11 protein-coding genes are annotated in these 12,625 nt (G+C 42.6%); 9 read left to right on the forward strand and 2 right to left on the reverse strand.

What is annotated here, in order from left to right; genetic code table 11:
* Positions 1 to 38: 38 nt before the first annotated feature.
* The 7 genes from AC1XUD_RS21995 to AC1XUD_RS22025 all read left to right on the forward strand — a co-directional run bounded on the left by AC1XUD_RS21995 (position 39) and on the right by AC1XUD_RS22025 (position 7,874).
* On the forward strand, positions 39 to 1,088 hold the full coding sequence (locus tag AC1XUD_RS21995; protein ID WP_483363180.1) for a c-type cytochrome: 1,050 nt from the start codon (positions 39 to 41) through the stop codon (positions 1,086 to 1,088).
* Between the two features lie 34 nt (positions 1,089 to 1,122).
* Positions 1,123 to 2,526, forward strand: coding sequence for a cytochrome c oxidase accessory protein CcoG (gene ccoG, locus AC1XUD_RS22000; protein WP_483363181.1), 1,404 nt, complete (start codon positions 1,123 to 1,125; stop codon positions 2,524 to 2,526).
* A gap of 232 nt (positions 2,527 to 2,758) precedes the next feature.
* Positions 2,759 to 3,199, forward strand: a complete 441-nt coding sequence (locus AC1XUD_RS22005; protein WP_483363182.1) for a FixH family protein — start codon at positions 2,759 to 2,761, stop codon at positions 3,197 to 3,199.
* A 15-nt stretch (positions 3,200 to 3,214) separates the two neighbouring features.
* Positions 3,215 to 3,940 carry a sulfite exporter TauE/SafE family protein gene (locus AC1XUD_RS22010; RefSeq protein ID WP_483363183.1) on the forward strand — a complete coding sequence of 242 codons (726 nt, stop codon included), beginning with the start codon at positions 3,215 to 3,217 and terminating at the stop codon, positions 3,938 to 3,940.
* Between the two features lie 88 nt (positions 3,941 to 4,028).
* The gene (gene hemN / locus AC1XUD_RS22015; RefSeq protein WP_483363184.1) at positions 4,029 to 5,390 is read left to right on the forward strand and encodes an oxygen-independent coproporphyrinogen III oxidase; all 1,362 of its coding nucleotides are present in this window, start codon (positions 4,029 to 4,031) and stop codon (positions 5,388 to 5,390) included.
* 141 nt (positions 5,391 to 5,531) lie between these two features.
* On the forward strand, positions 5,532 to 6,782 hold the full coding sequence (locus AC1XUD_RS22020) for a PAS domain-containing sensor histidine kinase (protein ID WP_483363185.1): 1,251 nt from the start codon (positions 5,532 to 5,534) through the stop codon (positions 6,780 to 6,782).
* A 27-nt stretch (positions 6,783 to 6,809) separates the two neighbouring features.
* The gene (locus AC1XUD_RS22025; RefSeq protein ID WP_483363186.1) at positions 6,810 to 7,874 is read left to right on the forward strand and encodes a response regulator; all 1,065 of its coding nucleotides are present in this window, start codon (positions 6,810 to 6,812) and stop codon (positions 7,872 to 7,874) included.
* Positions 7,875 to 7,995: 121 nt separating this feature from the next.
* Here AC1XUD_RS22025 and lpxB read toward each other — a convergent pair whose 3' ends face one another.
* Both lpxB and AC1XUD_RS22035 read right to left on the reverse strand, forming a co-directional pair.
* The gene (gene lpxB / locus AC1XUD_RS22030; RefSeq protein ID WP_483363187.1) at positions 7,996 to 9,105 is read right to left on the reverse strand and encodes a lipid-A-disaccharide synthase; all 1,110 of its coding nucleotides are present in this window, start codon (positions 9,103 to 9,105) and stop codon (positions 7,996 to 7,998) included.
* Positions 9,106 to 9,173: 68 nt separating this feature from the next.
* Positions 9,174 to 9,593: a 6-pyruvoyl trahydropterin synthase family protein gene (locus AC1XUD_RS22035; protein ID WP_483363188.1), complete on the reverse strand. Its 420-nt coding sequence runs from the start codon at positions 9,591 to 9,593 to the stop codon at positions 9,174 to 9,176.
* Positions 9,594 to 9,810: 217 nt separating this feature from the next.
* Here AC1XUD_RS22035 and rfaD point away from each other — a divergent pair, with 217 nt between their 5' ends.
* Positions 9,811 to 10,776 carry an ADP-glyceromanno-heptose 6-epimerase gene (gene rfaD, locus AC1XUD_RS22040; protein WP_483363189.1) on the forward strand — a complete coding sequence of 322 codons (966 nt, stop codon included), beginning with the start codon at positions 9,811 to 9,813 and terminating at the stop codon, positions 10,774 to 10,776.
* A gap of 359 nt (positions 10,777 to 11,135) precedes the next feature.
* On the forward strand, positions 11,136 to 12,581 hold the full coding sequence (sufB, locus tag AC1XUD_RS22045; protein ID WP_483363190.1) for a Fe-S cluster assembly protein SufB: 1,446 nt from the start codon (positions 11,136 to 11,138) through the stop codon (positions 12,579 to 12,581).
* Positions 12,582 to 12,625 lie beyond the last annotated feature (44 nt).

Consider the following 12,625-nt stretch of genomic DNA (forward strand, 5'->3'; position numbering starts at 1 on the left):
TGTTTTTAAGTCATTGTTACCCATAGATATCTGAAACTATGAAATTTCGAAATTACCTTGAGACCATTGCAGGCGTTGGAATATTCCCTCTGATCTCACTTCTCATATTCTTTGTGTTTTTTGTGGTACTGCTGATTCATGTTTTTCGAATCGACAAAAAGACACTGAACTCCATGAAGAACATTCCGCTGGACGACGGAAACACGTCTAAAATCGTGCTTTCATTCTTACTGTTTCTTTTCATCGATACACCCTCATTCGCACAACAAACCGAGGAAACCAAAAGAATTTTTACCGGCACGGACTTTATCCTGTATGCGACGCTGGCCGCGCTGGTATTCCTTCTGGTAATGATCCTCATCGTTTTGTTTCGAGCGATTTCAGTTTTAAGAACCATGAAATTAAACGGTGCTCCGGAGCAAGAATCAAAATTGGTCTTCAGCAAAAACTGGTGGAGAAATTTTCGTGGAATTGGAATTGCGTTGACCGAAGAAGATAAAATATTGATCAAGGGCCACGACTACGACGGCATTCAGGAACTGGATAATAGTATGCCGCCGTGGCTCCAGTCGCTTTTTATCGGTACTGTCGTGATTGGCTTTGCATATGGTATATATTATTTCGGTGGGTTTGGCGATATGCAAATCGCCGAGCTTGACAAGGAAGTCGCAATGGCCGATGCTGCAAAAAAAGCGTATATGGAAAAAGTAGGTGCCAGTATGGACGAAAATACAGTAACCCTCCTGAAGGATCCTAACGATATAAGCAAAGGCCAAACCATCTTCACAGAAAAATGTGTTGCCTGCCATGGACCCGAAGCCGGTGGTGGTGTAGGGCCTAATCTGACGGATAAATACTGGCTGCACGGGGGCAGCATCAACAGCATATTCAAAGTGATAAAATACGGTGTCCCTGAAAAAGGTATGATATCATGGGAAAAACAGCTTTCGCCGACAGACATTCAGAAACTGGCAAGTTTTATAATTTCTAAAAAAGGATCCAAACCTGCGAACCCCAAAGAACCTCAGGGTGAGTTATTTGAAGAAGGAGCCACCGCTTCCAAAGACAGTACCGTTGCAGTAAGATAAAGGAAAAAAGCCTTAATAAATTTAGAGAGAGGGGATGAAAACACCATTGATCACAGAAAATCCGGAAAGCTTTCGCGACCATTTCAACGCAGTGAGTGAAGATGGAAAACGTAACTGGTTTTATCCACAAAAACCTGCGGGAAAGTGGCATACGCGGAGGGCTTGGTTTACGGTTGTGATATTGAGCCTGCTTTTTGTTTCGCCCTTCATCTATATCAATGACCAGCCCCTGCTATTGTTCAACGTACTTGAAAGAAAATTCATCATTTTCGGAGTATTCATCGGCCCGCAGGATTATTGGCTTTTCGGACTTACAATGCTTTCGATGGCGGTTTTCATTGTGCTTTTTACAACTATTTTCGGGCGATTATGGTGTGGCTGGGCTTGTCCGCAGACCGTATTTATGGAAATGGTTTTCCGAAAAATAGAATACGCTATTGAAGGTGATGCAGGCAAACAAAAGCTGCTGAACAAGGCTCCGTGGAATACTGAAAAAATCGTTAAAAAAGGGATTAAATACGCACTTTTTCTAACCATTTCATTTCTCATTGCCAATCTGCTTTTGTCATATATTATTGGTGTAAAAGAATTGTCGGTCATCATCACCGAACCGATTGAAGATCATGTGAGTTTGTTCGCTGGAATCGTTGCCTTCACTGCCATTTTCTATTTCAATTTTGCCTGGTTGCGAGATCAGGCTTGTACGGTAGTTTGTCCATATGGCCGTCTTCAGAGTGTATTGCTGGACAGAAATTCGGTGATGGTTGCCTACGATCATAAACGCGGAGAGCCTCGGGAGAAACTTCATAAGGGACAGGAACGTTCAGCAGGCGATTGCATCAACTGTTTTCAATGCGTAAACGTATGCCCGACTGGTATTGATATTAGAAACGGCACACAAATGGAGTGCATAAATTGCACCGCCTGCATCGACGCCTGTGACCATATCATGGACAAGATTGGATTTGACGAGGGATTGATTAGATACACTTCCGAAAATGCGATTACCAGCGGCAATAATAAGCTTTTTACCAAACGTGTGGCCGCATATGTTTTCGTGCTGCTCGCCTTATGGAGCGTGCTGGGATATACCGTTGCGACGAGGACTGATACGCAAACCACCCTATTACGCGCACCTGGTTCCCAGTACATCGAAAATGTCGACGGCACGATTAGTAATCTATATACTTTCAAGATTTTCAATAAAACGAACAGGCCCATTAGTCCGCAAATAAGATTGGAAAACCCGAAAGGAAAACTTCTTTTTGCAGGAACACCAAACCTCAAAATGGAAGCAGCAGGTTTTTCAGAAGGAACCGTTTTTATTATCATTCCAAAAAAAGAATTAACCAAAAGGAAAACCCAGATAAAGCTGGCAGTATATCAGGGATCGCAAAAATTGGAAGAATTTGAGACGTCGTTTATGGCGCCGGAGTAGCTCGTAGGTGTTAGCTTTTAGAGATTAGGGGTTGGTACGTTTGCTCTGATTGCTGTTGTGCGAAGTGAATAACATCATTTGAAAACTACGGTTGTGATGGTGACGGTTGGGCGGCCTTAGCCAATTCTCTTTTTCTCTGCGTAAAATATTTCGAACCAATGCATTCATAATCAACTAACTAAAACTAACAACTAATCACTAAAAGCTAACAACTAAAAAGCTAACAGCTAAAATGAAAAGATTCAACTGGGGTACCGGAATAATTGCTTTTTACATCGGCTTTGTCGTGATGATATTGGCGCTGGTGGTGATGAGTATGAGGCAAAAAGTGGATCTGGCTACGGATTCCTACTATGCCGAAGAGCTTGTTTTTCAGGACAAAATTGATAAGATAAACAATGCAAAAGCACTTGCCCAGCCCGTAACCTGGCTAGTCGAAAAAGATGGAATTCAAATCAGATTCCCACGGGACTTATCCACCGGAAAATTTTCGGGAATAGTTAAATTATACTGTCCGGCTGACAACGGGAAAGACCGGGAGTTTGAAATTAATATATCGGGAACCGAAATGTTTATCCCTGTCAAATCGATACCATCCGGTAGATATTCGCTGCAAATCGACTGGGAGCATCTACAAAAAAAATATTGGAGTGAAGGCGTTATTGTTATGTGATTAATCCCAAGGCAAATGCATACCCTCTTACCATATCTGGCAATTTCAATGGGGCTGATCAGCAGCTTTCATTGCGTTGCCATGTGTGGGCCGATTGCGTTGGCTTTGCCTGTTTATAAGGGATCCAGATGGCAACAAAACGCTGGTCTTTTGACCTATAATATCGGGCGGGCGGCTACGTATGCATCGATGGGAGTGCTTGTTGGAACATTGGGTTCTTCCATCGCCTGGGTCGGATATCTTCGTTTTCTTTCCATCGGAGCTGGTGCTTCAATTCTTGCATATGTGTTCTTTTCAACCCAAATAGAGCGTCATCTTAACGCACCTGGAATTTGGAAGCGAGCTATTGACAAGCTCAAAAAAAGTATGGCCAGACTATTGAAAAGCAATAACTACCTCGGTTGGCTTTCGTTGGGAATGCTGAATGGATTATTGCCTTGCGGCATGGTATATCTCGCACTTATCAGCTCTATGGCTACGGGAACCATCACCGGATCGGCCGGATATATGTTTCTATTTGGCATAGGCACAATCCCTATGATGATGCTCATCGGTTCTTTTCGAACCCTTGTCACCCCCGCGTTGCGAACTCGTATGCGGCGCCTCATCCCATGTGCCCTGGCATGCATTGGAGTTTGGCTTGTGGTCCGTGGCGTGATCATTGAATATCCGAATACCAGTTCTGAACACAATAACGTTATCTCGATCTGCCGTACTGCCGTATCGAAAATGATGGAATAAGTAAGTTTTCCAAGTGACCTCGGTCATGTTTTTGACCGATCTGCATTCCTAGTTTTGAACCATCAATTAAGTATTAAAAGACGTTCAAATGGAAAAGGATTTGCTATTTAAATATAACGTCGCCGCTCCTCGTTATACAAGCTACCCGACTGTGCCGTACTGGCAAAAAAACCAACTTACCGAGCATACCTGGAAACAGTTTGTCAGCAAGTCGTTTCAAAGTTCCAATTCATCTGAAGGGATTAGTATATACATCCATCTGCCGTTTTGCGAAAGCTTGTGCACCTATTGTGGCTGCAACACGCGCATCACTACCAATCACAAAGTCGAAAACAGATATGTTGAAACTGTGCTTAAGGAATGGAATATGTATCTGAACATATTCGGAAATTCTCCCAAACCGCTGATCAAAGAAATTCATTTAGGTGGCGGGACGCCAACCTTTTTCAGTCCTGAAAACCTACAGTTTTTGATCCGGAATCTTTTGGAAAAATGCGAGGTTCATCCGGACGCCCAGTTTAGTTTTGAAGCACATCCGGGCAATACGACCGACGAACATCTTACTGCACTTTACGAAGTTGGTTTCAGAAGAATCAGCATTGGCGTTCAGGATTTTAACCCCATGGTACTGGCTGTAATCAACCGTCATCAAACTTATGAACAGGTTTGTCATCTTACCCGGAAAGCCAGGGAAATCGGTTTTACCTCCGTCAATTTCGATGTGGTATATGGACTGCCCATGCAGAAAAGTTGCTATATGATGGAAACGATGATGAAGGTCGTCAAACTGAATCCGGACCGGATCGCTTTCTATAGCTACGCCCACGTTCCATGGATCAAACCCGGCCAGCGTCGGTACACGGAAAGCGACCTGCCAGATTCAGATAAAAAGATGGCCCTTTACGAAACAGGGCGCAATGTCCTTGAACTTGCGGGATATCAGGACGTAGGCATGGATCATTTTGCCCGCGAAACAGATTCCCTTTTTGAGGCGAAAAAGCAGGGGAAACTGCACCGCAATTTCATGGGATATACCGACACACATACTCAATTGCTGATCGGTTTGGGCGTATCTGCCATCAGCGATTCATGGTGGGGATATGCGCAAAATGAAAAGAAACTGGAAGACTATTATCTTAAAGTTGAAAGTGGCCATCTTCCCATATTCCGCGGCCATGAGCTATCGCCAACAGATATCGTTCTCAGAGGTCATATCCTCAACCTGATGACAAAATTCGAGACTTCGTGGACTTCTGAATCACCGGACGAAGTGAATGAAGCAGTGGAAAGATTGAACGAGGCCGAGAGCGACGAATTGGTTGAGATTTTCGAAAAATGCGTGAGAATCACAGAGAAGGGCAAGCCTTTTATCAGGAATATATGCATGGCATTCGACGCAAGGCTGTGGGAAGAAGTTTCTGAAAAAACAGTGTTCAGTCAGTCTATATAGTGATATGAACGCAGCAAAGCTTATACAAAACAACTCTGGAACAGGGTTGTGAATTCAGGTAAATTCAATTCGTAATTTGCGACATACAATAAAGTCCGATAACTTGGCATGTTAGAACTTTTATTAAAACATACACAGGCCATGACTCAGCAAATAGAAATGCTGGACGCGCTTTTCAAACATGCCACGGAAGGAATTGTAGTGGTCAACAAAGAAGGGGTTGTCGTGTTACTCAACCCAAAAGCACAAGAGCTGTTTGGATATACTACTGAGGAATTAATCGGCAGAAAAATTGAGACGTTGATTCCGCATCGCCTGAGCGGCAATCACACGCAGTACCGCGACACCTATTTTGAAGCACCTAAAGCAAGGGGAATGGGACGTATGATGGATCTTTTCGGACTCAAAAGCAACGGTACGGAATTTCCGGTTGAAGTAAGTCTGAGCCCTTTCAAAACCACAAAAGGAGAGTTTGTCGTAAGTTTTGTGATTGATATTACTGATCGAAAAATACAGGAAAACCGAATTCAGGAAGCAAACCTCGAAATTCAGAAACTGAATGCAGAACTGGAAGAAAGAGTACAACAACGTACCCAGGAACTGGCAATGGCTATCAAAAAAGTGGAAGAGTCACAAGAGGAAGTAATGAGGGCTTTGAAAAAAGAACGGGAGCTTAACAATATGAAAAGTCAGTTTGTGACGATTGCTTCGCATGAATTCAGGACGCCGTTGGCTACCATATTATCATCGGCATCGCTGATCGGAAGATATCCTCATACAGAGGAAGATGACAAGCGCCTTAAGCATATTAACAGGATCAAATCGTCGGTCAATAATTTGACCGAGATACTGAACGATTTTCTTTCTATTGGTAAAATTGAGGAAGGAAGAGTTTCGACAGTTCCGGTTGCCACGAATTTATCAAATTTTTGCGGTGGCATTGTCGATGAGATAAAGGGTGTCGCGAAAGAAGGTCAAAACATTGATTTCTCATATTCCGGAGATAAAGAAGTATGGATCGACAAGCAACTTTTGAGAAACGTTTTGTTTAATCTAACTTCCAATGCGATTAAATATTCTCAGCCGGGCAAAAACATTCAACTCAAGGTAGAAGGCAACGCCAGTAATGTTTTCATCGAGGTTGTTGATCAGGGCATTGGAATACCGCTCCAAGACCAAAACCACATTTTCGACCGCTTTTATCGTGCCAAAAATGCTGATATGGCTTCTGGTACAGGCTTAGGCCTGAATATAGTGCAGAGCTACGTTAATATCATGGGAGGCAGTATCTCTTTTGAAAGTGTATTGAATAAAGGCACCACGTTCCGGGTCAAGCTCCCGAATCATATACCTGCTTCAGAAGCAAATCTGCCGGACTATCATGGTATTTAGAAAAACATCAATTTAAAACTTACGAAATTGGAATCTAAAACAATTCTCCTGATTGAAGACAATCCCGATATGCGGGATAATACTTCGGAGATACTCGAGCTGGCCAACTATCATGTAATCACCGCGGAAAATGGCAAAACAGGTATCCAGATGGCGCACAACAGCTCGCCGGATCTGATTATATGCGATATCATGATGCCCGAGCTCGACGGCTATGGTGTTCTCCATATGCTCGGGAAAGACGATCAAACTGCTGGAATCCCATTCATTTTTCTCACTGCAAAAGCTGAAAAAGGGGATTATCGAAAAGGGATGATCATGGGCGCGGATGATTACCTGACCAAACCATATGACGATGTAGAGCTCTTGAACGCGGTGGAAATGCGCCTAAAAAAAAGCGAGCGGTTAAAAAAGAAATTCGACCGCTCAGCAGAAGGCCTGGAAGAGTTCATTCAGGAAATCAAATCCTTTGACCTCATTGCCAAACTGGCGGAGGATAAAAAGGTAAAAACGCTGAAAAAGAAGGAGACGCTATATACCGAAGGGAGCTATCCCTCTCACATTTATTTCCTTCAAAAAGGAAAAGTAAAGGCCTGCAAATCAAACGATTCAGGGAAAGAGTATATCACCGATCTTTTCAAAGAAGGCGATTTCTTCGGATATCTTGATCTGCTACAAGGTATTCCCTATCAGGAATCAACCATAACGCTGGAAAATTCGGAAGTGGCTATTATTCCAAAGGAGGACTTTTTTGCCCTTATTCAGAGCAGTCGGGAAGTGTCGACCAAGTTTATAAAAATGCTTTCCAACGAAATCAAAGAACGGGAAGAGCGACTACTTCAACTGGCCTATAACTCCGTCAGAAAAAGAGTTGCGCAGGCATTGGTTATGCTAGTAAACAGGTATCAGGAAGATCGTAGTATACCCTTTTCTATGTCTATCACCAGAGAAGATATCGCATCAATGGTCGGCACAGCCACTGAAACAGTGATCAGGACCTTGTCTGATTTCAAAGAGGAAAAACTGGTAGATTTGAAAGGAAGCCTGATAACCGTGCTGGAATATGAAAAGCTTGCCAAAATGCGGAACTGATACAGATTCTTATTTTTACCATTAAGGAGTTAAGGAAATTTAAGTTACTCATTATGTGCGCCTTTATGACCTTAATTTCTTAATGGTTCAATATTTTTTCCTGCTTTGTGCCGTTCTGGCATTACACTTTAAGATATTGAACCATCAACTTACCGGCTCTTTGTGACGCGCCACTGCCTCCCACGGCTTCTCTTAACCTCGCATAATTACGAAGTTGAATTTCACGCTTTTCACCACCGACAAGCAGAGATTTGAGCTCCGAAATCAGGTTTGTTTCGTTTAACTCATCTTGTATTAATTCCCTCACAACCTCCTCATTCATAATAAGATTGACCAGCGAAATATATTCCACTTTGATCAGCGATTTGGCAACGGCATAAGAAACGCCGCTCGTTCGATAGCATACTACCTCCGGGACATTCAATAAAGCAGTTTCCAGCGTAGCCGTACCAGAGGTTACCAAAGCTGCCTCGGCGACCGATAGTAAGTCATAGGTAGCATCAAAAACTATGTCTGTTCCTGACGTTAAATATTGATCGTACAATTCTCTCGGCAGGTTTTTCACACCCGCAATTACAAACTGATGATCGGGAAAGTTGGGCTGCACCCTGAGCATAAGATCAAGCATGTTGATTACCTCCTGTTTCCGGCTGCCTGGCAATAAAGCGATGATCGGTTTTGGCGAAGCAACTTTATATTGAAGCTGAAACTCGGAATTGGGCTTGAAAGCTTCAATCGCATCCATCAAAGGATTCCCCACATAATCGACTTTGAAATCATACTTTTTGTAAAAATCAACTTCAAACGGAAAGATCACAAACATATGATCCACGTTCTTTTTGATCTTCCATGCCCGCTTCTGATTCCAAGCCCACACTTTTGGCGAGATATAATAAAATGTCTTGATTCCCTTTTTCTTGGCAAACCCAGCTATACGAAGGTTAAAGCCAGGATAGTCGATCAGTATCACGACATCGGGCTGAAACTCTAGTATATCCTTTTTACACTTTTTCAGGAAGCCAAGAATGGTAGGAAGATTCAGCGCCACTTCCAGAAAACCCATAAAAGCGGTGTCTTTGTAATGTGTCACCAGCTCCATCCCTTCTTCCTGCATCAGATCACCTCCCCATCCTCGAAACACTGCCGCCGGATCACTGTCCTTTATTCCTTTGATCAGGTTGGCCCCGTGTAAATCGCCCGACCTTTCGCCGGCTATGAGGTAGTATTTCATGTATGGGGTTGGGGGAAGGTGCTTAGGGAAGGGATTTGGGGTTATTTGAGCTGATTAACGCATGTGGATTACTCTCCGTAATATTCGACAAAATTTTTCGGCGTCTCTACCAGCTTGATGTAGTGCAATTTGGCACCTGGCTCTGCCGCAGCGATGGCCGGGGCAAGGATTTTCCAAATCTCATATACGAAAATTTCGCATGAGGCCATTTTACCGGCCATGAAATCAACGTCCAGATTCAGATTCTTATGGTCAACCTTGTCAATGATCTTCTCTTTAACGATATCTCCTAAAACTTTAAGATCAATCACAAACCCGGTTTCGGGATTAGGAATCCCCTTTACCGTCACGATCAACTCAAAGTTGTGACCGTGCCAGTTATTATTGGCGCATGGACCAAAAACCTCCTGATTTTTTTCTTCGGACCAGGATGGATTGAAGAGCCTGTGCGCGGCATTAAAATGCTCTTTTCTTGTTACGTAAATCATAAAACTTCTCTTCACTCAAAAAATTGAGTACAAAATTACATCATGTATTGGTAGTTTTGCGCATATTCTGCGTATTTAACAAAATGGTCATCGAATAATTCCACTGTTTTGTTATTCCGGCAGAAATCTGATTAACAACACTAAAACATTGACGACCAACGTAATCCAAAATGTATAATGAATTACGAAGGCGGATTTACTTTAAAATAAAACCAATATGATTATTGTCACCGGCGCAGCTGGCTTCATTGGCAGCGGCCTCATCAGCCAGCTTAATAAGGAAGGCTTCACGAGTATTATTGCAGTAGACGACTTTTCTAAAATCGAAAAAGCGAGCAATCTGGAAGGAAAAACTATTCTCGAAAAAGTAGAAAGAACGGAGCTTTTTGACTGGATTGATTCCAACTCCCGCGACGTACAATTTATTTTCCATATTGGAGCAAGAACCGATACGACTGAATTTGATAAAGAAATTTTTGATGAATTGAACGTCAACTACTCGAAGGAGATCTGGAAGCGTTGCGTTGCCTTTCAAATCCCATTGGTATATGCATCCTCAGCAGCGACTTATGGTTTGGGAGAACTGGGATATGACGACAATGAAGCTATAATCCCCCAGTTGAAACCATTAAATCCATACGGCGATTCTAAAAATGACTTCGATATATGGGCATTGGAACAAGAAGAAAAGCCATTTTTCTGGGTTGGACTGAAGTTCTTCAATGTATATGGGCCAAATGAATATCACAAAGCGCGCATGGCTTCTGTGATATATCATGCCTTCAACCAGATCAAAGCAACTGACAAAATGAAGCTTTTCCGTTCACATAACCCTGATTTTAAGGATGGTGAGCAGATGCGCGATTTTATATATGTAAAGGATTTGATTGACGTATGTATTTTCTTCATGCACCATCGTAAAAATTCAGGTATATATAATCTGGGGAGCGGCCAGGCCAGAACTTTTAAAGACCTGGTTACCAACACCTTCCATGCGATGGATAAAACACCGGACATCTCTTTTATCGACACGCCGATCGATATCCGTGACAAATATCAGTATTTCACGGAAGCCAATATGAACAAGCTTAGATCCATAGGATATGACAAGCCGTTTCATACTTTGGAAGAAGGTGTGGAAGATTACGTAAAAAATTACCTGAGCTCGCATAGTTACCTGTAATTCCACGGCGTGGCAAAACTGGTGGAGCATATCTAAATGTGGTCAGGTTTTGACAAGTGTGGCCATTTCTTATCATGCTTGGTCAGGAAATGGTCGGGACGTGAGGTCATTCATTGTAAAATTGAAACAAATTTTACTTGAAAACGATAAGGTTCTATACTTTCACAACTTTCATTCATTTGTGCCCACTGCGAATTGCTACGGCATTTAATGAACTCAACGCTAACGAATGCTGACAGAAGTTATGACATGTGTCATAATTTTGTCAGCATTTTTCTATATTTTTGGGCTTTTTATTAAACTCTCTATCGCTTCTCCGTGTTACCTTTCAGTAAGTACAGCGCGATAATTATAAGACTATGAGCAAAGAAGAAGAATTGTTGGAAGAAATCACCAGTTCGGAATATAAGTATGGATTTGTGACTAATATCGAAGCCGATGAAGCTCCTCCGGGACTCAGCGATGATATTGTTCGGTTTATCTCTGCAAAAAAGAACGAACCGGATTGGATGCTTCAATGGAGACTTAAGGCTTATCATCACTGGCTTACGCTTGCTGAACCGAAGTGGCCGAATGTTCATTATCCTGAAATCAACTTCCAGGCTATCAAGTATTATTCAGCTCCAAAAAAGAAAAAAGCTGTTGAAAGTCTTGAAGATATCGATCCGGAATTGAGAGATACTTTTGAACGTTTGGGTATATCACTTAACGAGCAGAAAAGAATTTCAGGAATCGCGGTAGATGCGGTAATGGATTCGGAGTCTGTATTCACCACATTCAAAGGTTCATTAAAGGAAAAAGGTATCATTTTCTGCTCCATCAGCGAGGCGATTCGTGAACATCCGGAGTTGGTGAAGAAATATCTTGGATCGGTTGTGCCGGTAAGAGACAATTACTATGCGGCTTTGAACTCTGCGGTGTTCTCTGACGGATCTTTCGTATATATACCAAAAGGCGTTCGTTGCCCGATGGAGCTTTCCACCTATTTCCGTATTAATGCAGCAGGAACCGGTCAGTTCGAAAGAACGTTGATCGTTGCAGACGCGGACAGTCATGTCAGCTATCTGGAAGGTTGTACTGCTCCGATGCGCGATGAAAATCAGTTGCACGCAGCGGTAGTTGAAATATTTGCACATGAAAATGCAAATGTTAAATACTCAACCGTTCAAAACTGGTATCCCGGCGACAAAGAAGGAAAAGGTGGAATCTACAATTTCGTAACCAAACGCGGTCTTTGTGACGGAGCAGGTTCGAAAATTTCGTGGACGCAGGTAGAAACCGGTTCTGCGATTACATGGAAATATCCGTCTGTCATATTAAAAGGCGACAACTCGATCGGAGAATTCTATTCGGTGGCCGTAACTAACAATATGCAGCAGGCTGACACGGGTACCAAGATGATCCACGTTGGAAAAAATACCAAAAGCCGTATCGTTTCAAAAGGTATATCAGCTGGAAAAAGCCAGAACTCATATCGTGGTTTGGTAGAAGTTTTCAAACGTGCCGACAAAGCCCGTAACTTCTCTCAGTGTGACTCACTCTTGCTTGGTGATAAATGTGGAGCACATACTTTCCCATATATCGAAGTAAGCAATCCGAGCGCAACGGTAGAACACGAAGCAACGACTTCAAAAATCGGTGAAGATATACTTTTCTATTGCAACCAACGCGGTATCCCGACCGAACAAGCCGTAGCTTTGATCGTAAATGGATATGCAAAAGAGGTGTTGAACCAATTGCCGATGGAATTTGCTGTTGAAGCTCAGAAGTTACTGGAAATCAGCCTCGAAGGAAGCGTTGGATAAGAATTAGAGAACCTGAATTCGGAAATTTATAAGCAAAAAGCCTT

Source organism: Dyadobacter sp. HNCC25DJ184, assembly GCF_056895215.1.

Coding starts and splice junctions, on each gene's coding strand:
- AC1XUD_RS21995 (WP_483363180.1), top strand. CDS start 39: ATGAAATTTCGAAATTACCTTGAGACCATTGCAGGCGTTGGAATATTC.
- ccoG (WP_483363181.1), top strand. CDS start 1,123: ATGAAAACACCATTGATCACAGAAAATCCGGAAAGCTTTCGCGACCAT.
- AC1XUD_RS22005 (WP_483363182.1), top strand. CDS start 2,759: ATGAAAAGATTCAACTGGGGTACCGGAATAATTGCTTTTTACATCGGC.
- AC1XUD_RS22010 (WP_483363183.1), top strand. CDS start 3,215: ATGCATACCCTCTTACCATATCTGGCAATTTCAATGGGGCTGATCAGC.
- hemN (WP_483363184.1), top strand. CDS start 4,029: ATGGAAAAGGATTTGCTATTTAAATATAACGTCGCCGCTCCTCGTTAT.
- AC1XUD_RS22020 (WP_483363185.1), top strand. CDS start 5,532: ATGACTCAGCAAATAGAAATGCTGGACGCGCTTTTCAAACATGCCACG.
- lpxB (WP_483363187.1), bottom strand. CDS start 9,105: ATGAAATACTACCTCATAGCCGGCGAAAGGTCGGGCGATTTACACGGG.
- AC1XUD_RS22035 (WP_483363188.1), bottom strand. CDS start 9,593: ATGATTTACGTAACAAGAAAAGAGCATTTTAATGCCGCGCACAGGCTC.
- rfaD (WP_483363189.1), top strand. CDS start 9,811: ATGATTATTGTCACCGGCGCAGCTGGCTTCATTGGCAGCGGCCTCATC.
- sufB (WP_483363190.1), top strand. CDS start 11,136: ATGAGCAAAGAAGAAGAATTGTTGGAAGAAATCACCAGTTCGGAATAT.